The organism is Actinacidiphila yeochonensis CN732 (assembly GCF_000745345.1).
Classification (GTDB): domain Bacteria; phylum Actinomycetota; class Actinomycetes; order Streptomycetales; family Streptomycetaceae; genus Actinacidiphila; species Actinacidiphila yeochonensis.
Genome location: NZ_JQNR01000003.1, coordinates 799,850 through 824,091 on the forward strand (window position 1 = coordinate 799,850; position 24,242 = coordinate 824,091).

General features: G+C 73.2%; 23 protein-coding genes. 9 read left to right on the forward strand and 14 right to left on the reverse strand.

Annotated features, from left to right (window positions below; translation table 11 throughout):
• The first annotated feature begins 90 nt into the window (after nucleotides 1-90).
• Nucleotides 91-1,071: a helix-turn-helix transcriptional regulator gene (locus BS72_RS04945; RefSeq protein WP_198545756.1), complete on the forward strand. Its 981-nt coding sequence runs from the start codon at nucleotides 91-93 to the stop codon at nucleotides 1,069-1,071.
• Nucleotides 1,072-1,294: 223 nt separating this feature from the next.
• On the opposite strand, the gene BS72_RS04950 is transcribed toward BS72_RS04945, so the two are convergent.
• Complete coding sequence (locus tag BS72_RS04950; RefSeq protein ID WP_078901019.1) at nucleotides 1,295-1,774, reverse strand: Fur family transcriptional regulator; 480 nt, start codon at nucleotides 1,772-1,774, stop codon at nucleotides 1,295-1,297.
• A 181-nt stretch (nucleotides 1,775-1,955) separates the two neighbouring features.
• Here BS72_RS04950 and BS72_RS04955 point away from each other — a divergent pair, with 181 nt between their 5' ends.
• Together BS72_RS04955 and BS72_RS04960 are read left to right on the forward strand one after the other, a co-directional pair.
• Nucleotides 1,956-3,338, forward strand: coding sequence for a glycine--tRNA ligase (locus tag BS72_RS04955; RefSeq protein WP_037906703.1), 1,383 nt, complete (start codon nucleotides 1,956-1,958; stop codon nucleotides 3,336-3,338).
• A gap of 452 nt (nucleotides 3,339-3,790) precedes the next feature.
• A complete protein-coding gene (locus tag BS72_RS04960) occupies nucleotides 3,791-4,690 on the forward strand; it encodes a calcium-binding protein (protein ID WP_037906705.1) in 900 nt (299 codons plus the stop codon).
• 106 nt (nucleotides 4,691-4,796) lie between these two features.
• On the opposite strand, the gene BS72_RS04965 is transcribed toward BS72_RS04960, so the two are convergent.
• The 4 genes from BS72_RS04965 to leuA form a co-directional block, all read right to left on the reverse strand.
• Entirely contained in the window at nucleotides 4,797-5,594 is a 798-nt protein-coding gene (locus BS72_RS04965) for an isoprenyl transferase (protein ID WP_037906707.1), read from the reverse strand.
• A 158-nt stretch (nucleotides 5,595-5,752) separates the two neighbouring features.
• Entirely contained in the window at nucleotides 5,753-6,556 is an 804-nt protein-coding gene (recO, locus tag BS72_RS04970; RefSeq protein WP_051950681.1) for a DNA repair protein RecO, read from the reverse strand.
• Nucleotides 6,557-6,707: 151 nt separating this feature from the next.
• A complete protein-coding gene (locus tag BS72_RS04975) occupies nucleotides 6,708-7,409 on the reverse strand; it encodes a TerB family tellurite resistance protein (RefSeq protein WP_037906709.1) in 702 nt (233 codons plus the stop codon).
• A 662-nt stretch (nucleotides 7,410-8,071) separates the two neighbouring features.
• The gene (leuA, locus tag BS72_RS04980) at nucleotides 8,072-9,859 is read right to left on the reverse strand and encodes a 2-isopropylmalate synthase (RefSeq protein ID WP_037906711.1); all 1,788 of its coding nucleotides are present in this window, start codon (nucleotides 9,857-9,859) and stop codon (nucleotides 8,072-8,074) included.
• A 296-nt stretch (nucleotides 9,860-10,155) separates the two neighbouring features.
• On the opposite strand from leuA, the gene BS72_RS04985 reads away from it, so the two are divergent.
• Nucleotides 10,156-11,274, forward strand: coding sequence for a M4 family metallopeptidase (locus tag BS72_RS04985; protein WP_078901020.1), 1,119 nt, complete (start codon nucleotides 10,156-10,158; stop codon nucleotides 11,272-11,274).
• A 116-nt stretch (nucleotides 11,275-11,390) separates the two neighbouring features.
• On the opposite strand, the gene BS72_RS04990 is transcribed toward BS72_RS04985, so the two are convergent.
• Complete coding sequence (locus BS72_RS04990) at nucleotides 11,391-11,957, reverse strand: DJ-1/PfpI family protein (RefSeq protein ID WP_037906713.1); 567 nt, start codon at nucleotides 11,955-11,957, stop codon at nucleotides 11,391-11,393.
• 234 nt (nucleotides 11,958-12,191) lie between these two features.
• On the opposite strand from BS72_RS04990, the gene BS72_RS04995 reads away from it, so the two are divergent.
• Nucleotides 12,192-12,458 carry a protealysin inhibitor emfourin gene (locus BS72_RS04995; RefSeq protein ID WP_037906715.1) on the forward strand — a complete coding sequence of 89 codons (267 nt, stop codon included), beginning with the start codon at nucleotides 12,192-12,194 and terminating at the stop codon, nucleotides 12,456-12,458.
• A 66-nt stretch (nucleotides 12,459-12,524) separates the two neighbouring features.
• Here BS72_RS04995 and BS72_RS05000 read toward each other — a convergent pair whose 3' ends face one another.
• Both BS72_RS05000 and BS72_RS05005 read right to left on the reverse strand, forming a co-directional pair.
• Nucleotides 12,525-12,923: a YkvA family protein gene (locus tag BS72_RS05000; RefSeq protein ID WP_063835960.1), complete on the reverse strand. Its 399-nt coding sequence runs from the start codon at nucleotides 12,921-12,923 to the stop codon at nucleotides 12,525-12,527.
• Between the two features lie 275 nt (nucleotides 12,924-13,198).
• On the reverse strand, nucleotides 13,199-14,641 hold the full coding sequence (locus BS72_RS05005) for an MFS transporter (protein ID WP_051950682.1): 1,443 nt from the start codon (nucleotides 14,639-14,641) through the stop codon (nucleotides 13,199-13,201).
• 216 nt (nucleotides 14,642-14,857) lie between these two features.
• Here BS72_RS05005 and BS72_RS05010 point away from each other — a divergent pair, with 216 nt between their 5' ends.
• Nucleotides 14,858-15,892 carry an Lrp/AsnC family transcriptional regulator gene (locus BS72_RS05010; RefSeq protein ID WP_051950749.1) on the forward strand — a complete coding sequence of 345 codons (1,035 nt, stop codon included), beginning with the start codon at nucleotides 14,858-14,860 and terminating at the stop codon, nucleotides 15,890-15,892.
• A gap of 58 nt (nucleotides 15,893-15,950) precedes the next feature.
• Here the strand turns inward: BS72_RS05010 and era are convergent, their stop codons facing one another.
• Nucleotides 15,951-16,949: a GTPase Era gene (gene era, locus BS72_RS05015; protein ID WP_037906717.1), complete on the reverse strand. Its 999-nt coding sequence runs from the start codon at nucleotides 16,947-16,949 to the stop codon at nucleotides 15,951-15,953.
• A 191-nt stretch (nucleotides 16,950-17,140) separates the two neighbouring features.
• Between era and BS72_RS05020 the strand changes: the two genes are divergently transcribed.
• A complete protein-coding gene (locus tag BS72_RS05020) occupies nucleotides 17,141-18,511 on the forward strand; it encodes an ammonium transporter (protein ID WP_407638939.1) in 1,371 nt (456 codons plus the stop codon).
• Nucleotides 18,508-18,846: a P-II family nitrogen regulator gene (locus BS72_RS05025; protein WP_037906720.1), complete on the forward strand. Its 339-nt coding sequence runs from the start codon at nucleotides 18,508-18,510 to the stop codon at nucleotides 18,844-18,846. The genes BS72_RS05020 and BS72_RS05025 overlap by 4 nt, the downstream gene beginning before the upstream one ends.
• Nucleotides 18,847-18,963: 117 nt before the next feature.
• Here the strand turns inward: BS72_RS05025 and BS72_RS05030 are convergent, their stop codons facing one another.
• Nucleotides 18,964-19,341, reverse strand: coding sequence for a cytidine/deoxycytidylate deaminase family protein (locus tag BS72_RS05030; protein ID WP_037906721.1), 378 nt, complete (start codon nucleotides 19,339-19,341; stop codon nucleotides 18,964-18,966).
• A gap of 214 nt (nucleotides 19,342-19,555) precedes the next feature.
• Between BS72_RS05030 and BS72_RS05035 the strand changes: the two genes are divergently transcribed.
• Complete coding sequence (locus BS72_RS05035; RefSeq protein ID WP_157856150.1) at nucleotides 19,556-19,738, forward strand: hypothetical protein; 183 nt, start codon at nucleotides 19,556-19,558, stop codon at nucleotides 19,736-19,738.
• 162 nt (nucleotides 19,739-19,900) lie between these two features.
• On the opposite strand, the gene BS72_RS05040 is transcribed toward BS72_RS05035, so the two are convergent.
• The 4 genes from BS72_RS05040 to BS72_RS05055 form a co-directional block, all read right to left on the reverse strand.
• Nucleotides 19,901-21,244, reverse strand: coding sequence for a hemolysin family protein (locus BS72_RS05040; protein ID WP_037906725.1), 1,344 nt, complete (start codon nucleotides 21,242-21,244; stop codon nucleotides 19,901-19,903).
• 22 nt (nucleotides 21,245-21,266) lie between these two features.
• Nucleotides 21,267-21,761 carry an rRNA maturation RNase YbeY gene (ybeY, locus tag BS72_RS05045; protein WP_037906728.1) on the reverse strand — a complete coding sequence of 165 codons (495 nt, stop codon included), beginning with the start codon at nucleotides 21,759-21,761 and terminating at the stop codon, nucleotides 21,267-21,269.
• A 13-nt stretch (nucleotides 21,762-21,774) separates the two neighbouring features.
• Complete coding sequence (locus tag BS72_RS05050) at nucleotides 21,775-22,854, reverse strand: PhoH family protein (protein ID WP_037906732.1); 1,080 nt, start codon at nucleotides 22,852-22,854, stop codon at nucleotides 21,775-21,777.
• Between the two features lie 103 nt (nucleotides 22,855-22,957).
• Nucleotides 22,958-24,139: a carbohydrate kinase family protein gene (locus BS72_RS05055; protein WP_051950683.1), complete on the reverse strand. Its 1,182-nt coding sequence runs from the start codon at nucleotides 24,137-24,139 to the stop codon at nucleotides 22,958-22,960.
• Between the last annotated feature and the right edge of the window lie 103 nt (nucleotides 24,140-24,242).

Genomic DNA, 24,242 nt, shown 5'->3' on the forward strand with positions numbered 1-24,242 from the left:
ATGAGACGGTGTCGTGGTTGTGCCACCCCTGACAAGTACCGGATGACTTCGGGTTCTGGACAGATGTCACAAACACGCCAAGGAGTTCTCATGTGGGAAACAATCGGGATACCCGAGACCGAGGCACGTGTGTACGAGACACTCATATCGCGCGGCCACTCCACCGCTGACGATCTGTCAAGCCGCGTCAACGTCACCACCTCGACGACCACGCGGGCCCTCACCAGCCTGATCCAGCGCGGTCTGGTGACCCGCGCTCCCGGCCGGCCGGCCCGGTACACCGCGGTGGAGCCGTCGCTGGCCGGCTCGGTGCTGATCGCCAAGCGCGAGCACGAACTCCGCCAGCTCCAGCAGCACCTGAACACGCTCGACGAGGCGTTCCACGCCGAGAAGTCCGCGAACCAGCGCGACAGCAACGTCGAGGTGATCAACGGCGCGCCGAAGATCTGGCGCACCTTCATGCGCGTTCAGCGCCGGGCGCAGCAGGAGGTCCGGGCGTTCGACAAGCCGCCGTACTTCGTCGCCGCGGGCGAGCACGGGGACGAGGGCCCCAACCTGGAGGAGCGGCGGTTCCTTGCGGAGGGCACCATCGGCTACCGCGTCGTCTACGACCAGGAGTCGGTGGCCATCCCCGGCCGGCTGGAGAACATCTGGGAGGGCATCAAGCGCGGCGAACGCGCCAAGGTCGGCACCTCGCTGCCGGTGAAGCTGGTGATGTGCGACGACACTCTGGCGATCATGAGCTCGGCCGCCGACTACCACAACAGCGTCGCCTACCTCATCCACCCGTCCTCACTGCTGGACATGACCGCCGCGCTCTTCGAGGCCGTCTGGAGCCGCGCGGTTCCGCTCAACCGGTCGGGGCCGACCGGGAGCCAGGTGACGAGGAACCCGCGGGACCGGCAGCTGCTCGGCCTGCTCGCCAGCGGCGCGACCGACGCGGCCATCGCCCGCACCTTCGGGTGGAGCATCCGCACGGTGCAGCGGCACATCCACGAACTCATGCAGCAGGTGGGCGCGCGGACCCGCTTCCAGATCGGCATGGAGGCGGCCCGCCGCGGCTGGCTGTAGCGGACGCCGACGGCGGACGCGGGGAACAGCAGCCCCGGGGGCAACAGCGGACCCGGGGAACAGCGGCCTCCCGACCCGGCCGGGCTGCTCGCGCGCCGGGACCGGGGGCCGGGGGACGACGGAGTCGTGAACCTGCCACCGGCCCGCGCGCGGGGCGCCGCCATCCGGCGGCACGACGCTCGGCCGGCTCACCGACGCGGCGAAGCGGCCCCGGTCCGGCCCGTCACCCGGGGTTCGCGGCCGGCGGGGCCGCCGCGGCGGCGCACTCCGCGCAGGTGCCGACGATCTCCACCGTGTGGGCGACATCCACGAAGCCGTGGTCGGCGGCGATCGACTCGGCCCACTTCTCCACGGCCGGCCCCTCGACCTCGACCGCCTTGCCGCAGCCGCGGCAGACCAGGTGGTGATGGTGCCCCCCGCCGGAGCAGCGGCGGTAGACGGACTCGCCGTCGCCGGTACGCAGCACGTCGACCTCGCCGGCGTCGGCGAGGGACTGGAGCGTGCGGTAGACCGTGGTCAGGCCCACCGAGTCGCCCCGGTGCTTGAGCAGGTCGTGCAGGTCCTGGGCGCTGCGGAACTCCTCGACCTCGTCGAGTGCCGCCGCCACCGCGGCCCGCTGCCGGGTGGAGCGGCTGCGCACGGGCTGTCTGGTGCTGCTCACCGGTTGTCTCCTTCTCGGTCGCACTCCTCCGGGTCGCCCCATTGTGCCAGCCTGGACCCGATCACCACGGCCCCCGTAAGTGGAAACCGTTGTCAATTATTGCTCGTTCTTCGCCCGCCCGGACCACGCCTCGCGCTGGACTGGGAGAACGGATTTGATATGCGCCCCGCACCCGCCGGTAATCTGGGAGGACTGACCCCTTCGTCGTACTGAAGAGAGCACCGTGGCCGCCGACAAGATCGACACCATCGTCAGCCTGAGCAAGCGCCGTGGCTTCGTTTTCCCGAGCAGCGAGATCTACGGCGGCTCGCGGGCCGCCTGGGACTACGGGCCGCTGGGCGTCGAGCTCAAGGAGAACATCAAGCGCCAGTGGTGGCGGTCGATGGTCACCTCGCGCGACGACGTGGTGGGGCTCGACTCGTCGGTGATCCTCGCCCCCGAGGTGTGGGCCGCCTCCGGCCACATCGCCACGTTCTCCGACCCGCTGACCGAGTGCACCTCCTGCCACAAGCGGTACCGGGCCGACCACCTGGAGGAGGCGTACGAGGCCAAGCACGGCAACCCGCCGCCGAACGGCCTGGCCGACATCAACTGCCCGCACTGCGGCACCAAGGGCGCCTTCACCGAGCCCAAGCAGTTCTCCGGCATGCTCCAGACCCACCTCGGCCCGACGCAGGACGCCGGCTCGCTCGCGTACCTGCGCCCGGAGACCGCGCAGGGCATCTTCGTGAACTTCCCCCAGGTGCAGACCACCTCGCGCAAGAAGCCGCCGTTCGGCATCGCGCAGATGGGCAAGTCGTTCCGGAACGAGATCACCCCGGGCAACTTCATCTTCCGCACCCGCGAGTTCGAGCAGATGGAGATGGAGTTCTTCGTCAAGCCGGGCGAGGACGAGACCTGGCACGAGTACTGGCTGCAGCAGCGCTGGAACTGGTACCTGGGCCTGGGTATCCGCGAGGAGAACATCCGCTTCTTCGAGCACCCCAAGGAGAAGCTCTCCCACTACGCCAAGCGCACCGTGGACATCGAGTACCGCTTCAACTTCGGCGGCTCGGAGTTCAGCGAGCTGGAGGGCGTGGCCAACCGCACGGACTACGACCTGAACGCCCACGCCAAGGGCTCCGGCCAGGACCTGTCGTACTTCGACCAGGAGGCGGGCGAGCGCTGGTACCCGTACGTGATCGAGCCGGCCGCCGGTGTGAACCGCGCCATGCTCGCGTTCCTGATCGACGCCTACACCGAGGACGAGGCGCCGAACGCCAAGGGCGTGATGGAGAAGCGCACCGTGCTGCGGCTCGACCCGCGGCTGTCGCCGGTGAAGGTCGCGGTGCTGCCGCTGTCCCGCAACCCGCAGCTGTCGCCGAAGGCGAAGGGCCTGGCCACCGCGCTGCGCGCGCACTGGAACATCGAGTTCGACGACGCCGGCGCCATCGGCCGCCGCTACCGCCGCCAGGACGAGATCGGCACGCCGTTCTGCATCACCGTCGACTTCGACACCCTTGAGGACAACGCGGTGACCGTGCGCGAGCGCGACACGATGAAGCAGGAGCGGATCTCGCTGGACCAGGTGGAGTCCTACCTGGCCACGCGGCTGCTGGGCTGCTGACACCCCGGGCCCCGGCCCCGCGGGGGCGATGAGGGGGCGCCGTCCGGTAGTGGACGGCGCCCCCTTTTTTCACGCCCCTTCCACGCCTTCTCCTGCCTTCTCCCGCCTTCCAATGCCTTTTTGCCCCCTTTCCCGTACCTCGGTGCATTCGCCACCGGTCGACCGAAACCGGCCGGCGGAACACGCGATTCCGGCGGAGCCCGGAATTCCGGCCCGCCGTCTCCGCCGGGCCGGGAGGCGGCCGCGAGGTGAACAGTTCCTGGAGGAGTTCTGCGGGAAATTCGATCGGCCGAAGGAAGACCGCAGGTCATCGGCGCGACGGCCGTCCGAAACGGGCCGGCGGGGACACTCTTCGCGCAAAGCGGCGAGGCAACGAAAAGCACATCCCGGAAGTCACACGTTGTCGTCGGAGCACCGACTCCGGCAAACACCGACTTCTCCTGGAGCTCGCCATGTCCTCTCGTCCTGTCAGCCGCCGGATGACACGTGCCGCATCAGCCCTGACGCTGGTCCTCGGCTCGGCGCTGGCCACCCCGCTCCTGGTCGCGGGCACCGCCGAGGCCGCCACCTCGGCCGCCACCGTCGCGGTCGACAACGGAGTGGTCGTCTACACCGCCGCCTCCGGGCAGACGAACAACGTGTCGGTCACCGCGACGAGGAGCGGTGCGGACTTCACCTACGCCATCTCCGACGACGTCACCATCACCACGGGCGACGGCTGCTCCTACGCCGGCCCCGCGGACCGGACGCGGGTCTCCTGCCTGGTCACCGGGGAGGACAGCGAGGACCCGTACGCGACACTCCAGCTGTCCCTCGGCGACGGCGACGACACCGTCGCGTACGACAACCAGACCGGCCAGACGTACTACTTCGCCTCGATCGACCTGGGCGACGGCAACGACACCCTGACCGAGACCGGCGGTGTCCAGGGGAACTCCGTCTCCGGCGACGCGGGCGACGACACCCTCACGGTGGGCCCGTACACGGTGGCGCTGGGCGGTGACGGCGACGACACGATCAAGGCCGCCAAGGGCGCCATCGTCCTGGCCGGCGACGGCGACGACACCGTCTACGCCACCGGCAACTACACCTCCGTCGACGGCGGCGCCGGCAAAGACGTGATCCACGGCGGCGCCGGCTGGCAGGACCTGTCCGGCGGCGACGGCAACGACAGGATCTACGGCGGCCCCGGCGACGACCACCTGTCCGGCGGGAACGGGAAGGACGTCCTGCGCGGCGGCAAGGGCGACGACACGATCAACGGTGACAAGGGCGACGACCACCTGTACGGCGGTCCCGGCACGGACACCCTCGACGGCGGCCCCGGCACCGACGTCGTGCACCAGGACTGAGCCGCCGCCCGCCCAGCCCTTCCCGCACATCCCGGCTGGCCGGCCCGGAAGCCTCAGCGGTCTCCGGGCCGGACGGCCGGCGGGCGGGACGGCTACCGCCCGCCGGTCACGCCTTCGCGCCGCCGAACCGGCGGTCTCGGGAGGCGTACTCCATGCAGGCGCGCCACAGGTCGCGGCGGTCGAAGTCCGGCCACAGCACGTCCTGGAAGACCATCTCCGCGTAGCTGGACTGCCAGATCAGGTAGTTGGAGGTGCGCTGCTCCCCGCTGGGGCGCAGGAAGAGGTCCACGTCCGGCATGTCGGGGTAGTAGAGGTACTTCGCGAAGGTCTTCTCGTTGACCTTGGACGGGTCGAGCCGGCCGGCCGCGACGTCGCGGGCCAGCGCCTGGGCGGCGTCCGCGATCTCCGCCCGGCCGCCGTAGTTCAGGCAGAAGTACAGCGTCATCGCGTCGTTGCCGACCGTCTGCTCCTGGGCGACCTGGAGCTCCTGGACCACGGACTTCCACATCTTCGGCATCCGGCCCACCCAGCGGATGCGGATGCCCAGTTCGTCCATCTCGTCGCGGCGGCGGCGGATCACGTCCCGGTTGAAGTTCATCAGGAAGCGCACCTCGTCCGGCGAGCGCTTCCAGTTCTCGGTGGAGAACGCGTACAGCGAGAGGTTCTTGACGCCGATGTCCAGGCAGCCCTTGAGGACGTCCAGGACGACGCCCTCGCCGACCTTGTGGCCCTCGGTGCGCGGCAGTTCGCGCTCCTTGGCCCAGCGCCCGTTGCCGTCCATCACGATCGCGACGTGCTTGGGCACCAGCTCGCCGGGGATCTTCGGCGGCCGCTCCCCGGAGGGGTGCGGCTCGGGGGTGCGGTAGGTGGTGCGCTGACGGCTGAGGATTCCGCGTCGTGCCATGGTCGTACGTCTCCCGCGGGTGGGTCGGTGCTGCTGGTCAGCAGGGTACGGGGGGTCGGAGGGCCGGGACGGCCGGGGCCGCCCGCCGGGCCGTCCGGCGACCGTCGGGGCCGCCGGCCGCCGGGCCGGCGGCGCCCGTCAGTGCCTGCGGGCACCCGTCAGTGCCCTTCGGCGCCTACCGGACTCGCGGCACCGGGCGCCACGGGTCTGGGAGGCGGCTTCTCGACGAAGCGCAGCGAGCGCAGGCCGCGCTCCAGGTGCCACTGGAGGTAGGCCGCCACCAGGCCGCTGCCCTCGCGGCAGTGCCGCGCCTCGCACGCGTCGGCGGTCTCCCAGTCGCCGCCCAGCAGCGCGCCCAGCAGCACCAGCGCCTCCCTGGAGGGGACGACGCTGCCGGGCACCCGGCAGTCCGCGCAGATCACGCCGCCGGCGCCGACCGAGAAGAAACGGTTCGGGCCGGCCAGGCCGCAGCGGGCGCAGTCGTCGAAGCTGGGCGCGTAGCCGTTGACGGCGAGCGAGCGGAGCAGGAAGGCGTCGAGCACCAGCCGCGGGGCGTGCTCCCCCGCCGCCAGGGTGCGCAGGGCGCCCACCAGCAGCAGGTACTGCTGGACGGCGGGCTCGCCCTCGTGGTCGGTGAACCGCTCGGCGGTCTCCAGCATCGCGGTGCCGGAGGTGTACCGCTCGTAGTCGGTGACGATCGTGCCGCCGTAGGGGGCGATGGTCTCGCTCTGGGTGCACAGCGGCAGGCCGCGGCCCACCAGCTCCCCGCCGCGGGTGAAGAACTGCACGTCGACGTGGCTGAACGGCTCCAGCCGGGCGCCGAACTTCGACTTCGTGCGGCGGACCCCGCGGGCCACCGCCCGTACCCGGCCGTTGCGCCGGGTGAGCAGCGTGATGATCCGGTCCGCCTCGCCCAGCTTCTGGGTGCGCAGCACGATGCCGTCGTCGCGGAACAGGGTCATGGCCCCATTCTCGCCCACCCGGGACCCCGCGCGGACCCGACCCGGTCCGGGCCGGGTCCGGGCAGGGTCCGGGCAGGTCCGACCCGGTTCGGGCCGGGTCCGGGCAGGCCGGGCCGGGTCCGGGCAGGTCCGGGTCCGCGGCGCGGAGGGGTCAGGAGGTGGTGGCGGCGGCGCGCAGCAACCGGTCGATGTCGTCGGTGTGCAGCGACAGGCAGCGGCCCACCGCCTCCAGGACGTCCCGCTCGGCGGGCAGGTAGGGGCCGTCGGCCAGCGCGATGTGGGCGCCCTGGAGGAGGACCCGCTCGCGGCCCTGGGGGGCCAGGTGGTCGGCCAGCGGCTCCAGCGCCTCGTGGAGCTCGATCGACAGCCAGCTGCCGCACCCGTCGACGGCCTCGGCGAAGGAGTCCGGGCCCAGCTCGTCGGACCGCCGGAAGCGGCCTTCGTCGGCGACGATCGCCGCGAGCAGGCCGAGCAGCTGGTCCTCGGTGCAGTCGGTGAAGCCGGCCGCCCGCACCGCGCCCACCGCCGCGTCGCGGGTGGGCCGGGCGGAGGCGCCGCCGGCGGTCAGCACGGCCAGCGCCACGGTGTGCACGGCGTCCCGCAGCATGGCCGAGAAGCGCGCGGTGGTGGGGCAGACCAGCACCTCGGGGCCGTACTGCCGGTGGCAGGCGGCGCACTCCACGACGGTGCCGGCCGGGCCGCGGTCGAGCAGCGGCACGTTGAGGACGGTCAGTCTGCGGGTGCCCGTCCTGCGGTGGTAAGCGCGGTCACCGCCGCACTCGGGGCAGTAGAACTCACCGTCGTCCTCGGTGTGCCAGGACGTGCGCACACCCCAGACCCTCGTCAGCTTCATCGCACCCTCCGGCCGTCCTCGTCCCGGTACGCACCCGTGCCGGCCCGCGCACGCGCGAGAACGGCCCAGACCGAATCGGCCGGGACGCCGGGACACGGCCACGGTGCCGTACAGCGTGATGTTAGCCACACTGGTGAGGCCCAGTCAGTACCGCGTACGGGGGCAATTCGCCACCGGAACGCGACGGGAGGGGTGTTCGGCGCCGACCGGGGAGCCGCCGAGGGGCGGTTCGGGAACCGGTCCGAGCCCGGCCGGGGGCCGGGCGGGGGCCGCTCCCGGACCGTTCGGGGCCGCTCCGGGGCCGGGTCGGGGCCGGGTCGGGAACTGGTCGCAGCCGGCTCCCGACCCGTGCGGAACGGGCCGAAGCCCGCCCAGAGCCTGCGCAGAACCGGGCCGCTATCGGCCCGGAACGGCGCGTCACCAGCTCAGGGCCTGGTCAGGTCTTGACCAGGCCCTGAGCTGGCGGCCTGCTGGGAAACCCGCTCAGAACGCGCACGGCTCGCGCGGAACCCGGTCGGGGCCCTGACGGAGCCGTGGCGGAGCCGGTCGGCGGCCGGGCCGCGCGGGGGCGCGGTGCGGCCGCCGGGACCGGGCCCGGCCGTCCGCCCGCGGGATCGCCGGCGGCGGACGGCGTGGGGCCCGGAAACCACCCGGGCGTGCGATCAGCGGCCCGCGCGGTTGACGGCCGAGACGACCGCCTGGAGGGAGGCGCGAGTGGTGTTGGGGTCGATGCCGATGCCCCACATCACCCGCCCGTCGATGGCGCACTCGATGTACGAGGCGGCCCGCGCGGAGGCGCCCTCGCTCAGCGTGTGCTCGCTGTAGTCCAGCAGCCGGGCGTCGATCCCGACGCCCGCCAGCGCGTCGAAGAACGCCGAGATGGGTCCGTTGCCGGTGCCGGTGAGGGTGGTGACCGTGCCGTCCACCTCGGCCTCGACGGTCAGCTGGTCGGTGCCGTCGCTGGAGGTCGACGCCTGCGCGGAGCGCAGCGAGAGCCGGCCCCACGGGTTCTCCGGGGTGGGCAGGTACTCGTCCTGGAAGATCGACCAGATCTGCGCGGGGGTGACCTCGCCGCCCTCGGCGTCGGTCTTCGCCTGGATGATGCGGGAGAACTCGATCTGCATCCGGCGCGGCAGGTCCAGCTTGTGGTCGTTCTTCAGCACGTAGGCGATGCCGCCCTTGCCGGACTGCGAGTTGACCCGGATCACGGCCTCGTAGGAGCGGCCGACGTCCTTGGGGTCGATGGGCAGGTACGGCACCGCCCACGGGATGTCGTCGACGGTCGTGCCGGCGGCGGCCGCGTCGGCCTCCATGGCCTCGAAGCCCTTCTTGATGGCGTCCTGGTGGGAGCCGGAGAAGGAGGTGTAGACGAGGTCGCCCGCGTAGGGGTGGCGCGGGTGGACCTCCATCTGGTTGCAGTACTCGGCGGTGCGACGGATCTCGTCGATCTCCGAGAAGTCGATCTGCGGGTCGACGCCCTGGCTGAAGAGGTTCATCCCCAGGGTGACGAGGTCGACGTTGCCGGTGCGCTCGCCCTGCCCGAACAGGCAGCCCTCGACGCGGTCGGCGCCGGCCATCAGGGCCAGTTCGGCGGCGGCGACGGCGGTGCCGCGGTCGTTGTGCGGGTGGACGGACAGGCAGACGTGGCCGCGGCGGGACAGGTTCCGCGACATCCACTCGAACCGGTCGGCGTGCGTGGACGGCGTGGAGCGCTCCACGGTGGCGGGCAGGTTGAGGATGATCTCGCGGCCGTCCTCGGGCTGCCAGACGTCCATGACCGCCTCGCAGACCTCCAGCGCGAAGTCCAGCTCGGTGTCGGTGAAGATCTCCGGGCTGTACTGGTAGCCGAAGACGGTCCGGTCGCCGAGGATCTTCTCCGCGTACTCCACGACCAGCCGGGTGCCGTCCACGGCGATGTCGCGGACCTGCTCGCGGGAGCCGCGGAAGACCACCCGGCGGAAGACCGGCGCGGTGGCGTTGTAGAGGTGCACGGTGGCCTGGCGGGCGCCGCGCAGCGACTCCATGGTCCGCTCGATCAGCTCCTCGCGGGACTGGGTCAGCACCGAGATGGTGACGTCCTCGGGGATGGCGTCCTGCTCGATGATGGAGCGCACGAAGTCGAAGTCGGTCTGCCCGGAGGCGGGGAAGCCGACCTCGATCTCCTTGTAGCCCATCCGCACCAGCAGGTCGAACATCTCGCGCTTGCGGGCCGGCGACATCGGGTCGATCAGCGCCTGGTTGCCGTCCCGCAGGTCCGTGGACAGCCAGCGCGGGGCCTTGGTGATCCGGGCGTCCGGCCAGGTGCGGTCGGGCAGGTCGACCTGCTCGTAGCCGCTGTACTTGCGGATCGGCATCGCCGACGGGCGCTGGGTGTGCGTCGCGGTGGTGATCGGGGTGCGGCGGCCTACGCGGTTCGCGCCGGACGGGGATACGGGCTGCGTGCTGCTCATGGGCTCTGGCTCTCCTCGGGTCCGCGGGGGACGGCCGACGGCTTGGCGCGCCAAAACTCCGCGGGGAGGGGGTCGGCCTACAACTACAGGCCCTCGCCGCGGCAGCTAAGGAGAAGCAGCCCGAAACGCATGACCCTGACCTTAGCCCACTCCCTTCGCGCCGCCGCACCCGGTGGGCCGTTCCTCTCAGCATGCAAGACGGCCGGACGTCCACCTCGGGGCTGGGAATTCCCCCCATCTCGTGGTGTGAGCCAGGAATCAGTGACACTGAGTGCTGCGAATGTCACAGTGCGCGTATGGGAGTTTTCTGCACGATCGTACCGCCGCACATCCTCGACCGACTGGCCCGTTCGGCCGACGGCGAGCTGGCCGCGACCGCCCGCCACACCCTGGAGCACGACGCCAGGCACCGCACCCGGCGCGGGCTGACGGCGTCCGTCGGCCCGGCCGGGGCCGCCGCCGCCGGCGCCGCCAAGGCCCTCACCGACCAGCCCGTGCGCTCCATCTACGACGCCCGCCACCGGGACGACCTCCCCGGGCACGAGGTGCGCGTCGAGGGCTCCGCCGCGGTGAAGGACGTCAGCGTCAACCGCGCCTACGACGGCCTGGGCGACACGTTCCAGACCTACCTCAAGGCGTACGGCCGCCACTCGGTGGACGGGCGCGGGCTGCCCCTCGTCGCGAGCGTCCACTACCTGAAGGGCTACGACAACGCCTTCTGGGACGGCGAGCAGATGGTCTTCGGGGACGGCGACGGCCGGGTCTTCCTCGACTTCACCATCCCCATCGACGTCATCGGCCACGAACTCACCCACGGCGTCACGCAGTACACCGCGAACCTCACCTACCAGGGGCAGTCCGGCGCGCTCAACGAGTCGGTCTCGGACGTCTTCGGCAGCCTCGTCAAGCAGTTCACCCTCGGCCAGACCGCCGACGAGGCCGACTGGCTGATCGGCGCCGGGCTGCTCGCGCCGGGCATCAACGGCGTGGCGCTGCGCTCCATGAAGGCGCCCGGCACCGCGTACGACGACCCGCACCTGGGCAAGGACCCGCAGCCGGCCACGATGGCCGGCTACGTGGACGGCCCGGACGACAACGGCGGCGTCCACACCAACTCGGGCATCCCCAACCACGCGTTCTACCTGGTGGCTTCGGCGCTCGGCGGCAACGCGTGGGAGCGCGCCGGGCAGATCTGGTACGACACCCTGACCGGCGGCTCGCTCGACCCGGACGTGGACTTCACCGGTTTCGCCGCGGCCACCACCGCCGCCGCGCAGGACCGTTACGGTGACGGCGCCGAGGTCCAGGCCGTCCGCGCGGCGTGGACCACGGTCGGCGTGACGTCGGGGGCGGCGAAGGCGGCGGCCTCCGAGCTTCCCGGGCAGCAGACGGGGCAGCAGACCCAGCAGGCGTAGCGCGCGGCGCGGACACGCGGGGCGGGTGGAGCCGGGGCGGGTGCGGCATCGGGCGGTGGAGCGAAGTCGTCCGTACGCGGCTCCGCCCCACCGCCCGCCCTGCCGCGCCCCGACGGCTACGCGGCCGGGGCGGACTTCCGCAGTACCTCGATGAACGCCCGCATCCACGTCGGGTGGTCGGGCCAGGCCCGCGCGGAGACCAGCGTGCCGTCCACGACCCCGTCGCCGTCCTCGTACCGCGCGCCGGCCGCCGTGACGTCCGGCTCCAGCGCCGGATAGGCGGCCGTACGGTGGCCGCCGAGCACCCCGGCGGCGCCCGGGATCAGCGGACCGTGGCAGATCTGCGCGACCGGTTTGCCCTCCGTGAAGAAGTGGGCCACGATCCGCCGCAGCCGAGGGTCGTTGCGCAGGTACTCGGGTGCGCGGCCGCCCGGGATCACCAACGCGGCGTAGTCCGCCGGGTCGACGTCGTCGAAGCCGAGGTCCGCGGGCCAGGTGTAGCCGGGCTTCTCCGTGTAGGTGTCGAAGCCGTCGACGAAGTCGTGCACCACGAACTGGAGCGTCTTACGGGTCGGCGCGGCCACCTCCACCGCGTAGCCCTCCTCCAGCAAGCGCTGGTAGGGATAGAGCACTTCCAGGGATTCCCCGGCGTCCCCGGTCACCAGAAGGATCTTCACCGCCATCGTCCGGTCCCTTCCTTCAGCCCGGCACGCCGGTCCGGCGTGCTCCTCCCACCATGCCCCACTCCGCACTCCGGAATCGGGACGGCTCCACTTTCGGCTGATCCCGGGGCAGCGGTCCCTCCGTATCGCCTCCGTCGGTGCGAGACTCGGAGCCCAGGAGGCAGTCGGCCGCCGGGCTTCCCGGGCGGCGCAGCCGGGCGAGGCGGGTGCGGCATCGGGCGAGGAGTGGACGGGATGCGTATCGAGGTGGTCCGCTCCGGCGGGTTCGCGGGGCTGGTCCGGCGGTCCGCGCTGGAGACGGCGGACCAGCCTGACGGCTCCCGGCTGGCCGCCCTCGCCCAGGCCGCGCTCGCCCCGCACCCCTCGGCCGCGGGCCGCCCGGTCCCGGACGGCTTCACCTACCGGATCACCGCGGGCGGTTCGACCGCGGTCGTCGCCGAGCCCGATCTCACGGACACGCAGCGGCTGCTGGTGCGGATGGTGCTGGGCGAGGAGGCGTAACCCCGCGTGCCCGGCTGCGGGCTGCCGACAACCGGCCGGACGGGGCGCCAGCGGGTCGAACGGGGTTCAGCGGGCGCGGCGGGGCTTGGACGGCGCCGGGCCGGGCCGGTCGGCGCGGGTGCGGCGGGGCTTGGACGGCGCCGGGCCGGGCCGGTCGGCGCGGATGCGGCGGGAGAGGCGGTCGTCCAGGCCCGCCCGGAGCGCGGCCTTGTGCAGCGAGCGCAGGGCCAGCAGCAGGAAACCCGCGTCGTCCAGGTAGATCGGGTCGGGCAGCAGGTCCACCGGGCAGACCAGGTAGATCAGCGAGCCCCAGAAGAGCGCCTTGCTCGACAGCGGGATCTGCGAGGAGCGCAGCAGCCTGCGGGCGCCCACCAGCCGGAACGCCAGCCGCACCGCCAGCACCAGGGTGGCCAGCGCGAGCACCCCGGCCACCACCAGCAGCACCTTCACGTCGCCTTGGTGCACCTCGTCCCTCCCCGGTGGACACCGCTTCCGTCGAAGGGCTCCTACCCCGCATCGGACGCCGCGTGCCCGATCCCGGCGGCGAGCCCCCCGTACGCGCGGGCCGGGAGGCCGAGGCACCGCGCCAACGGGGCGGGCCGGGACGGGACGTGGCAGGACGCGGCAGGGTGACGGAGCCGGGTCCCGCCCCCTCGGAGGCGCACGGAAGCACTCCGAAGCACTCCGAGAACCGGGAAGGGGCGGAGAGCGGACGGCGGGACCCGGGATCCGGCAGGGCCTCAGCCCGCCGACACGGCCGCGTCCTCCGGTGCGGCGGCGGGTCGGTGCCCGGCCCCGGCGTCGCCGCCCGGCGTGGGGCGGTGGACGGTGAGGAAGACCAGGACGCCGCCCACGAGCGCGGCCAGGGCCGAGGCCAGGAAGATCCGGTCGAGCCCGGAGGCGTAGGCCGCGCGGACCCCGCCGCCGTGGCTGACGACGTGGCGCATCCGGGAGGTGAACACCGAACCGAACAGGGCGATGCCCAGGCTCATGCCGAGTTGGCGGAAGGTGTTGACGGCGCCGCCGGCCATGCCCGCGCGGTTCGCCGGGACCGCGTCGACGGCGGTGGAGACCAGCACCGGCGTGGCCAGGCCGACCCCGACGCCGATCACGGCGAGGCCGGCGATCAGCGAGGTCGCGTGCGAACCGGCCGACACCGACTGCCAGAGCACGGCCGCACCGGCGCCGATCAGCACCAGCCCGCCGCCGATCGGCAGCGCCGGCGCGAACCGGTGGCTGTGCTTGCCGGCGACGGCCGCGGCCACGAACGCCGCACCCGCCAGCGGCATCAGCGCCAGGCCGCCGCGGATCGGGCTGAGGCCCAGCACGTTCTGGAGCCACAGGGAGACGTACACCAGCCCGCCGAACGCGCCCGCCTGGTAGAGCAGGGCGCCGCCGAGCAGCCCGGAGAAGGTGGGACGGCGCAGCAGGGACAGGTCGAGCATGGGGTGCGAGGTCATCAGCTCGGCGACCACGAAGGCCGCGGCGGCCACCCCGGCCAGCACGAACGCGATGACCGTCAGCGAGTCGGTCCAGCCGTGGTCGCCGCCGCGCATCAGCGCGTAGGTGAGCGCCGCGGCGGCCACGGTGAAGGTGACCGCGCCCGGGACGTCCAGCCGCCCCGCCCCCCGCCGCCCGGCGGGCAGCACCCGCAGGGTGAGGACGACGGCGACCACCGCGATCGGCAGGTTGACCAGGAAGATCGCCTGCCAGCCGATGCCCTGGGTGAGCAGCCCGCCGAGCACCGGGCCGAGCGCGGCCGCGGCACCGTTGACCGCGCCCCAGACGCCGAAGGCCATACCGCGGTCGCGGCCCTGGTAGGTCGCGGCCACCAGCCCGGCCGAGGTGGCGAACATCGCCGCGCCGCCGACTCCCTGCACCGCCCGCGCGGTGATCAGCGCGGCCGCGTTCGGGGAGAGCGCGGCCGCCAGCGAGGCGAGCGCGAAGACGGCCAGGCCGATCGCGTACAGCCGCCGGTGCCCGAACAGGTCGGCGAGCGACCCGGCGGCGAGCAGCAGCGCGGCCAGCGCGAGGGCGTACATGTCCATCACCCACTGGAGGGAGGAGAAGGACGCGTGGAGGTCGGACGCCATGCTCGGCAGGGCGACGTTCACGATGGTGACGTCGACCAGCAGGATGAAGGCGCCCAGGCATATCGCCACCAGGGGCAGCCACTTGCGCATGGATGGGACTCCGTTCCGGAGGAGAGGCGGGGAGAGGCGGGGAGAGGCGCGGCGGGCACGTCGGGGGCCGCCGGGTGCCCGCGAGGTCGTGGGAGAGGGCGCGGCCGGGTCCGGCGGGGCGTTGCGGCCGCGCGTCCAACTGTCCGGGACACCGGCCCCTCACCCGCAGCCGGCGGACCCCGGGCGGCGGAATCCGACACAGGCTAGCGTGGTGTGGTGAAAAACGTCCTGCCGTGGGCGCCGCTGGCGGTTCTCGACCTCCTGGACCGCCGCGTCCTGCACGCCCTCCAGATCGACGGACGGGTGTCCTTCGCCCGGATCGGCGAGGTGCTCGGGGTCTCCGACCAGACGATCGCCCGCCGCTACGCCCGGCTGCGCCGGGACGGTGTCGCCCGGGTACTGGGCCTGACCGACCCGCTGCGGATCGGGCTGACCCCGTGGCTGGTACGGGTGCGCTGCACCCCGGACGCCGCCGCGTCGGTCGGCGAGGCACTGGCCCGGCGCACCGACACCCGCTGGGTGAGCCTGATCTCGGGGGGCACGGAGATCTCCTGCACCATGCAGTCGGAGGCGCCCGGGCAGGGCTCGTCGCTGCTGCTCCAGAAGCTGCCGCGCACCCCCCGGGTGGTGCAGGTGGACGCGCACGCGATGCTGCACGTCTTCTTCGGCCAGGACCTCAGCCCGGTCAGCCGGCTGGGACCGCTCACCGACGACGAGGCGGCGGCGCTGGTGTCGCCGGACGCCCCGAGCCAGCGGCCCGCCGAGGCCGCCGAGCCCTTCCCGCTGGACGACGGCGACCGCCGGATGCTCGACCTGCTGTCGGTGGACGGCCGCGCGCCGGCCGCCGAACTGGCCGCCGCCACCGGCTGGTCGCAGACCACGGTGCGCCGCAGGCTGGCCCAGCTGCGCTCGTCCGGCGCGCTCTACTTCGACGTGGACGTCGAGACGGACCGGCTCGGCCCGGAGCTGCGGGCGGGGCTGTGGCTGGAGGTGGAGCCGGCCCGGCTGGCCGAGGTGGGCCGGGCGCTGGCCGAGCACGAGGAGGTCGCGTTCGCGGCGGCCACCACCGGCACCGCGAACGTCTACGCGGCGGTCACCTGCCAGGGCCCCGGCGCGCTCTACCGCTACCTGACCGGCCCGGTGGCGGCGCTGCCGGGCATCCGCCGCACCGAGACCGCGCCGATCCTGCGGGTGCTCAAGGGCGCCGGGCCGCGCGCCGACGTCCGGCGCGCGGAGCGCCCGGCCCGCTGACCGGGAACGCCGGCCGGACCCGTCGGCCGGACCCGTCGGCCGAGGCCCCCGAGGGGCGTCAGAAGCCGAGGCGGCGCAGCTGCTTCGGGTCGCGCTGCCAGTCCTTGGCCACCTTCACGTGCAGGTCGAGGAAGACGGGGGTGCCCAGCAGCGCCTCGATGTGCTTCCGGGACTTCGACCCGACGTCCTTCAGCCGCGCGCCCTTGGGGCCGATGATGATGCCCTTCTGGCTGGGCCGCTCGATGAAGAGGTTGGCGTGGATGTCGAGCAGCGGCCGGTCGGCGGGGCGCCCCTCGCGCGGCAGCATCTCCTCCACCACGACGGCGATGGAGTGCGGCAGCTCGTCGCGCACGCCCTCCAGCGCGGCCTCGCGGATCAGCTCGGCCACCATCACCTGCTCCGGCTCGTCCGTGAGGTCGCCCTCCGGGTAGAGCGCCGGGCCCTCGGGCAGCAGCGGCACCAGCAGGTCGGCGAGGAGCCCCACCTGCTGGTCGGCCACCGCCGAGACGGGCACGATCTCGGCCCACTCGAAGCCCAGCTCGCGGCCGAGCTGGTCGATGGCGATGAGCTGGCGGGCGAGCTGGTCGCCGTCGACGAGGTCGGTCTTGGTGACGATCGCCACCTTGGGCGTCTTGCGGACCTCGGCCAGCTCGCGCGCGATGTAGGTGTCGCCCGGGCCGAGCTTCTGGTCGGCGGGCAGGCAGAAGCCGATCACGTCGACCTCGGCCCAGGTGGTGCGCACCACGTCGTTGAGCCGCTCGCCCAGGAGGGTGCGGGGCTTGTGCAGGCCGGGGGTGTCGACGAGGACGAGCTGCGCCTCGGGCCGGTGCACGATGCCGCGCACGGTGTGCCGGGTGGTCTGCGGCCGGTTGGAGGTGATGGCCACCTTCCGGCCCACCAGAGCGTTCGTGAGGGTGGACTTGCCGGCGTTGGGGCGGCCCACGAAGCAGGCGAAGCCGGACCGGTGCGGCGCCCCGCCGGCCGAAGCGGGCGTGGCGGCCGCCCCGGGCGTCGCCGCGGGACCGGATGCGGGGGTACGAGCGCTCATGGCCCCCATTCTCCCCGATCCGGCGGCCGGGCCCGACCGCGCCGTTCGCCGGGCGAAACCCGGGAGCAACCGGGACGCAACATGAAACACGGCGGAAACCTCCGCGCCCACGTCCGGAAACGCGCACGACCGACTCTCGTTGCTGGCCTGTGCCCGCGAGGGCCCGCCCGAGCCGACCGAAGGGACCCCCCGTGATCCTGCTGACCGCCGGCCGCGCCCTCCTGGCCGCTCCGGCCTCCCACGCCCCGGCGGTCGACCCGGGCGACACGGCCTGGCTGCTGGCGGCCACCGCGCTGGTGCTGCTGATGACACCGGGGCTCGCGCTCTTCTACGGCGGCATGGTCCGCAGCAAGAGCGTCCTCAACATGTTCATGATGAGCTTCGTCTCGATCGCGCTGGTCACGGTGGTGTGGCTGGTCGCCGGATACACCCTGGCCTTCGGCCCGGACGCCGGCGGGCTCGGGCTGATCGGGGACCTCAGCCACCTGGGGATGCGCGGGGTGGGGCCGCGGGACGTCACCGGGCACGTGCCGACGCCGCTCTTCGCCGCCTTCGAACTGACCTTCGCGATCATCACCGCGGCGCTGATCAGCGGGGCGGTCGCGGACCGTACCCGGTTCGGCGCCTGGACGGCCTTCGTGACGGTCTGGACACTGGCCGTGTACGTGCCGGTGGCGCACTGGGTGTTCAGCCCGCACGGCTGGGTGGCGGCCCGGCTGCACGCGCTGGACTACGCCGGCGGCACCGTCGTCGAGGTCTGCTCGGGCGCCTCCGGACTGGCCCTGGCGATGGTCCTCGGGCCGCGGCTCGGCTTCCGCAAGGAGGCCATGCGCCCGCACAACCTGCCGCTGGTGCTGCTGGGCGCGGGCCTGCTGTGGTTCGGCTGGTTCGGCTTCAACGCCGGCTCGGCGCTGGCCGCGAACGGGCTGGCCGCCTCCGCCTTCCTCAACACCCAGGCGGCGGGCTGCGCGGGCCTGCTGGGCTGGCTGGTGGTGGAGAAGCGCCGCGACGGCCACGCCACCACCCTGGGCGCCGCCTCGGGCTCGGTGGCGGGGCTGGTGGCGATCACCCCGTCGTGCGGCAGCGTGGACCTGCTCGGCGCGGTGGCCGTCGGCCTGGCCGCGGGTGTGGTCTGCTCGTACGCGGTGAGCTGGAAGTTCCGCTGGGGCGTGGACGACTCGCTGGACGTGGTGGGCGTGCACATGATGGGCGGCGTGATCGGCACCGTGCTCGTCGGACTGCTGGCCACCCGCACCATGACCGGCGGCCCGCGCGGCCTGCTCTACGGCGGCGGCCTCGGCCAGCTGTGGCGGCAGGCGGTCGCGGTGGCGGCGGTCGGCGCGTACGCGTTCGCGGTGACGTACGGGATCGGCTGGGCCCTGGAGCGGCTGGTGGGCTTCCGGGCCAGCGAGGAGGAGGAGCGCACCGGCCTCGACCTGACCCTGCACGCCGAGACCGCCTACGATCACGGCGTACTCACCCACGGCACCGCGCACGGGGCCCTGCACGCGGGCCACCCCGGGGCCGTCCGCCCGGCGCCGCCCGCCACCGACAGGAGCCCGTTCGCATGAAGCTGGTCACCGCCGTCGTCAAGCCGCACAAGCTGGACGACGTGAAGACGGCGCTGCAGGAGATGGGCGTGCAGGGCCTGACCGTCACCGAGGCCAGCGGCTACGGCCGGCAGCGCGGGCACACCGAGGTCTACCGGGGCGCGGAGTACCGGGTGGACCTGGTGCCGAAGGCGCGCATCGAGGTGCTGGTGGACGACGCGGAGGCCGAGGCCGTCGTCGAGGCGGTGGTGACCGCGGCCCGCACCGGCCGGATCGGCGACGGGAAGGTGTGGACGGTCCCGGTGGACACCGCCGTGCGGGTCAGGACGGGCGAGCGCGGCCCCGACGCGCTCTGACGGCGGGCGTGGCGGCCCCGGCGCGCTCAAGCGGCGTGGCGGCCCCGGCGCGCTCGAACCGGGATGGCGGCCAGGTTCTCCGGACGGCCGTGTCAGCCGTCCGGGGGACCCGCGCGCTCAGCCGGCGGTGGTGGCGGTGCGCACCGCGCCGTCCGGGCCGGCCAGCAGCAGCACCGTGTCCGGACCGCCGAGGTCGCGCAGGGCGGCCCGGTCGGCGTCGGCGGGGGCCTCGGCGGCGGTGACCACCGCGCCGGCCTCCAGGGAGCGGGCGCCGCTGGCGACCGCCATCGCGACGGCGGTCTGCAGGGCCGTCAGCCGCAGCGACGGCAGCTCCACCGTCCCGGCGACGTAGGTGCGGCCCGTCTCGTCGCGGACGGCGGCACCCTCGGGCACCCCGTTGCGGGCCCGCGCGGACCGGGCGAGGGTCAGGAGCTTGCGGTCCTCGGGGTTCTCGGGGGCGGCGTGCGGCTGCTCTTCGGTCATACGCGCGATCATAGGGCGCACCGCCGTCAACCCCGCGCCGCGCAGGCCGGGATGAACGCGGACGAAGGCGCGCGCCCCCGCGACCATGCCGCGCCGCGCCTGCCCGGGGTGGGCGCGCGGCGCGGGATTTCACTCTCCGTGGTCGAACATGCGAGCACGGCGATCGACACCTAGCCTGGAGCGAGCAGCGTCCTCACTTCGAGGTGGTTTGCCCATGTTTCTGCACATGCCCGTGATTCTCGTCCTCTCCGCGGCCACGTACTTCCTGAGCCGCAAAGCCCAGCTCAAAGCGACCCACGCGATCACCTGCGGCGCGCTGGGCTTCTACCTCGCCGACACCAGCCTGGCCACGTCGATCCACTCGGCCGGCGCGAACCTGCTCGGCATGATCGGCCAAGTCGGCCCCTGACAGGCCCGGTCAGCCCCGGTCGGCCCCGAACTCCTGCCGGCCTGACCGCCAACCGGCCGCGCCGAACCGGGAGTCAGCCGCACGAGGTGGGCAACTCGCCTTCGCCGCACGCCTTCCAGCCGGTTCCGCCCGCGCGGCCACGCCCACCCGCGCCGCCGGGCCTCAGGCGCCGACGGTCGCCCCGCCGTCGCCGGCCGGGCCGTCCGGCGTGATCGGCTCCACCAGGACCGTGCCGATCCGGTTCCGCCGTCCCGCCTGCGTCTCCGCGGTCAGCCGCAGCGCCGTGGCCTCGGCTCCCGCGAAGGAGCCGGAGAGCCCGGAACCGCCCGCCGGCTCCGGCAGCGGCACCACCGCCACCGCCCCCGGAATCGGCACCCGCCCGAGGGACTTCGCCAGGAGGCCGCCGACCGTCTCCACGTCGTCGTCGTCCAGCGGCACCCCGTACAGCTCCCCCAGGTCGCCGATGTCCAGCCGGGCCGTCACCCGGTAGCGGCCGCCGCCGAGGTCCTCCACCGGCGGCAGCTCGCGGTCGTACTCGTCGGTGATCTCGCCGACGATCTCCTCCAGGATGTCCTCGATCGTCACCATGCCCGCCGTGCCGCCGTACTCGTCGACGACCACGGCCACGTGGTTGCGCTGCTGCTGCATCTCCCGCAGCAGGTCGCCGGCGTTCTTCGTGTCGGGCACGAAGTACGCGGGCCGGATCAGCGAGGAGACCGGGTCGGACTCCGCCTCGCGGTTGATGTGCACCCGCCGGGCCAGGTCCTTGAGGTAGACGAAGCCGACCACGTCGTCCTCCCCGTCCCCGGTGACCGGGATACGGGAGAAGCCGCTGCGCAGCGCCAGCGTCATGGCCTGCCGGACCGTCTTGAACCGCTCGATCATCACCAGCTCGGTGCGCGGCACCATCACCTCGCGCACGATCGTGTCGCCGAGCTCGAAGACCGAGTGCACCATCCGGCGCTCCTCGTCCTCGATCAGCGACTCCGACTCGGCCAGGTCCACCGCCGCCCGCAGCTCGGCCTCGCTGGCGAACGGGCCGCGCCGGAAGCCCTTGCCGGGGGTGAGCGCGTTGCCGAGCAGGATCAGCAGCCCCGGCACCGGCCCCATCACCCGGGCCAGCGGCAGCAGCACGTACGCGGCGGCCGTGGCGGTGCCCACCGGGTGCTGGCGGCCGATGGTGCGCGGGGAGACGCCGACGGCCACGTACGACACCAGCACCATCACCCCGATGGCCACGCACAGCACCTGCCAGGTGTGGTCGAAGTGCCGGTCCGCCTCCACGGTGATCAGCACCGCCGCCGCCGTCTCGCAGGCCACACGGACCAGCAGCGCGACGTTCAGGTAGCGGGTGGGGTCGGAGGCGACGAGCAGCAGCCGCACGGCGCCGCGCCGGCCGGACCGCATGGCCTCCTCGGCGCGGAACCGCGAGACGCGGGCCATTCCGGTCTCGGCGCAGGCGGCCAGCCAGGCGACGATCAGCAGCAGGACCGCGGAGACGATCATGGCGGGGAACCCGGCCGCCCGCTCAGCGGGTGGTGGGGGCGGGAGACGGGCCGGCCATGCCGCGCTCGGCCCGCCACTCGTCCAGGATCGTCTTCTGCAGGCCGAACATCTCGGCCTTCTCGTCCGGCTCCTCGTGGTCGTACCCCAGCAGGTGGAGGACACCGTGGACGGTGAGGAGCTGCAGCTCCTCGTCCATCGAGTGCTGGCTCGGCGCCTCCTGGCCCTGCCGCTTCGCCACCTCGGGGCACAGCACGATGTCGCCGAGGAGGCCCTGCACCGGCTCCTCGTCCTCCTTGCCCGGGCGCAGCTCGTCCATCGGGAAGGACATCACGTCCGTGGGGCCGGGCAGGTCCATCCACTGGATGTGCAGCTGCTCCATCGCGGCCTCGTCCACCAGGATCACCGACAGTTCGGAGAGCGGGTGGATACGCATGCGCTGGAGGGCGTAACGGGCGGCGTCCAGCACCGCCTCGTCGTCGAGTTCGGTGCCGGACTCGTTGTTGACGTCGATCGCCATAGTGCTGGTGCAGCTACTTTCTTCTCCGCGACCGGGCAGGGCCGCCGCGGCCGTCCGCCGGCTCGCCCTGCTGGGCGTCCTGGGCGTTGTCGTAGCGCTCGTAGGCGTCCACGATGCGCCCCACCAGCTTATGGCGCACGACGTCGGTGCTGGTGAGCCGGGAGAAGTGCACGTCCTCCACGTCGCCCAGGATGTCCTGCACCTGGCGCAGCCCGCTCTTGGTACCGCCGGGCAGGTCCACCTGGGTGACGTCGCCGGTGATGACGATCTTGGAGTCGAAGCCCAGCCGGGTCAGGAACATCTTCATCTGCTCGGCGCTGGTGTTCTGCGCCTCGTCCAGGATGATGAACGCGTCGTTCAGCGTACGGCCGCGCATGTAGGCCAGCGGGGCGACCTCGATGGTGCCGGCCGCCATCAGCCGGGGGATCGAGTCCGGGTCGAGCATGTCGTGCAGCGCGTCGTACAGCGGGCGCAGGTACGGGTCGATCTTCTCGTACAGGGTGCCGGGCAGGAAGCCCAGCCGCTCGCCGGCCTCGACCGCGGGGCGGGTCAGGATGATCCGGTTGACCTGCTTGGACTGGAGCGCCTGCACGGCCTTGGCCATGGCCAGGTAGGTCTTGCCGGTGCCGGCCGGGCCGATGCCGAAGACGATGGTGTGCTTGTCGATCGCGTCGACGTACCGCTTCTGGTTGAGCGTCTTCGGGCGGATGGTGCGGCCGCGGCTGGACAGGATGTTCTGGGTGAGCACCTGGGCCGGGGTCTCCGCCTCCGGGTCGGCTCCGGCGGCGCCGTTGGCCCGCAGCATGGCGATGGAGCGCTCCACCGCGTCCTCGGTCATCGGCTGGCCGGTGCGCAGCACCAGCATCATCTCGTCGAAGAGCCGCTGGACCAGGTCGACCTCGGCGGGTTCGCCGACGGCGCTGATCTCGTTGCCCCGGACGTGGATGTCGACCTCGGGGAAGGCGTTCTCGATAACGCGGAGCAGGGAGTCCCTGGAGCCCAGGACGGTGACCATCGGGTGCTTGGCCGGGACGACGACGTGTGCGCGGGCCTGCCGCGCGTCCGCCTGCTGCTGAATGGGTGTCTGTGTCATGGGCCGGCGCTTGGGCCTGCTCATCCCGCTTTCTGCTCATCGACGGGCCCGGTGGGCTCTGGTGTTCCAAGGGTACGACGCGGGTCGCCCGCCGCCGAGGGGATTACGGCTCCCGGCTCCCGGCGGACCCGGACCCCTCGGCGGCGGCCGCCGCGTCCCGTCCGGAGGGCTGCTGCGGGGCGGCGCGGAAGCCGATGGTGGGCACCGCCCGGCGCAGCGGCCACGGGCGGGTGGCGGCCGGCAGCAGGTCCTCCAGGAAGCCGTACCGGCGCAGCGGCTCGCGGTGCTCCGGGGACTGGCCGGCGTACGCCTTGGCCTGCTCCCACCAGCCGGCGATCTCGATCCAGCCGGGCGCGGAGAGCGAACCGCCGAACTCCTGCACCGACAGGGCCGCGCACAGCGAGGCGAAGGCCAGCCGGTCGGCCAGCGGCCACTCGGCCAGGGTGCCGGTGGTGAAGCCGGCCACGAAGACGTCGCCGGCGCCGGTGGGGTCCAGGGCGTCCACCGCGAGGGCGGGCACCTCGGCGGTCTCGCCGGTGCCGGAGTCCACCGCGACGGCGCCGCGCTCCCCCAGGGTGACGACCGCCAGCGGGACCCGCTCGGCCAGGCGGCGGGCGGCCTGCCGGGGGTCGTCGGCGCGGGTGTAGCGGACGGCCTCGTCGGCGTTGGGCAGGAAGGCGGCGCAGTGCCGCAGGCCGTCGAGGTCGGCGGGGTCCCAACGGCCGGTGTCGTCCCAGCCGACGTCGGCGAAGACCTTGGTGCCGCCGGCGGCGGCCTCGGCGATCCAGCCCTGGGTGCCGGTCTCCTCCTCGCGGGCGCGGCCCAGCGAGGCGACGGCGGCGCGGGCCGGCGGCGGGCAGTGCGGCACGGCGTCGTGCGGGGGCGGCGCCTGGTGGCCGTGGCTGACCATGGTCCGCTCGCCCTCGTAGGCCATGGAGACGGTCACCGGGGAGTGCCAGCCGGGGATGCGGCGGGACGGGGTGAGGTCGATGCCCTCACCCGTCTGGAGGCTGTCCCAGCAGTAGTCGCCGTACATGTCGTCGCCGAAGGCGGCGGCCAGGGTGGTGCGCAGGCCCAACCGGGCGAGGGCGGTGGCCATGTTGGCGATGCCGCCGGGGCTGGAGCCCATGCCGCGGGCCCATGTCTCGGTGCCGCGCACCGGGGCGCGGTCGAGGCCGGTGAAGATGATGTCGAGGAAGACGGTGCCGGTGAGGTAGACGTCGGTCGCCGGGTCGCCCGGCGCGCGCAGGTTCCGGAGGGGGTCGAGAACGGGCTGGTCGTCCATGCTCAACTCTTGCACGCGGAGGGGGCGTATCCGGTCGACGGCTCCCCGCCGCGGGGGTTCTCCCACGGTCCTGGGACTCCTGGTGCTCCTGGTCCTCCCGGCC

Coding starts and splice junctions, on each gene's coding strand:
- BS72_RS05035 (WP_157856150.1), top strand. CDS start 19,556: ATGCCCGTGATTCTCGTCCTCTCCGCGGCCACGTACTTCCTGAGCCGC.
- BS72_RS04960 (WP_037906705.1), top strand. CDS start 3,791: ATGTCCTCTCGTCCTGTCAGCCGCCGGATGACACGTGCCGCATCAGCC.
- BS72_RS05050 (WP_037906732.1), bottom strand. CDS start 22,854: ATGACACAGACACCCATTCAGCAGCAGGCGGACGCGCGGCAGGCCCGC.
- BS72_RS04995 (WP_037906715.1), top strand. CDS start 12,192: ATGCGTATCGAGGTGGTCCGCTCCGGCGGGTTCGCGGGGCTGGTCCGG.
- BS72_RS05030 (WP_037906721.1), bottom strand. CDS start 19,341: ATGATCGCGCGTATGACCGAAGAGCAGCCGCACGCCGCCCCCGAGAAC.
- leuA (WP_037906711.1), bottom strand. CDS start 9,859: ATGAGCAGCACGCAGCCCGTATCCCCGTCCGGCGCGAACCGCGTAGGC.
- BS72_RS05040 (WP_037906725.1), bottom strand. CDS start 21,244: ATGATCGTCTCCGCGGTCCTGCTGCTGATCGTCGCCTGGCTGGCCGCC.
- BS72_RS04985 (WP_078901020.1), top strand. CDS start 10,156: ATGGGAGTTTTCTGCACGATCGTACCGCCGCACATCCTCGACCGACTG.
- BS72_RS04950 (WP_078901019.1), bottom strand. CDS start 1,774: ATGGGGCGACCCGGAGGAGTGCGACCGAGAAGGAGACAACCGGTGAGC.
- BS72_RS04975 (WP_037906709.1), bottom strand. CDS start 7,409: ATGAAGCTGACGAGGGTCTGGGGTGTGCGCACGTCCTGGCACACCGAG.
- BS72_RS05025 (WP_037906720.1), top strand. CDS start 18,508: ATGAAGCTGGTCACCGCCGTCGTCAAGCCGCACAAGCTGGACGACGTG.
- BS72_RS04945 (WP_198545756.1), top strand. CDS start 91: ATGTGGGAAACAATCGGGATACCCGAGACCGAGGCACGTGTGTACGAG.
- BS72_RS05055 (WP_051950683.1), bottom strand. CDS start 24,139: ATGGACGACCAGCCCGTTCTCGACCCCCTCCGGAACCTGCGCGCGCCG.
- recO (WP_051950681.1), bottom strand. CDS start 6,556: ATGACCCTGTTCCGCGACGACGGCATCGTGCTGCGCACCCAGAAGCTG.
- BS72_RS04965 (WP_037906707.1), bottom strand. CDS start 5,594: ATGGCACGACGCGGAATCCTCAGCCGTCAGCGCACCACCTACCGCACC.
- ybeY (WP_037906728.1), bottom strand. CDS start 21,761: ATGGCGATCGACGTCAACAACGAGTCCGGCACCGAACTCGACGACGAG.
- era (WP_037906717.1), bottom strand. CDS start 16,949: ATGGGGGCCATGAGCGCTCGTACCCCCGCATCCGGTCCCGCGGCGACG.
- BS72_RS04990 (WP_037906713.1), bottom strand. CDS start 11,957: ATGGCGGTGAAGATCCTTCTGGTGACCGGGGACGCCGGGGAATCCCTG.
- BS72_RS05005 (WP_051950682.1), bottom strand. CDS start 14,641: ATGCGCAAGTGGCTGCCCCTGGTGGCGATATGCCTGGGCGCCTTCATC.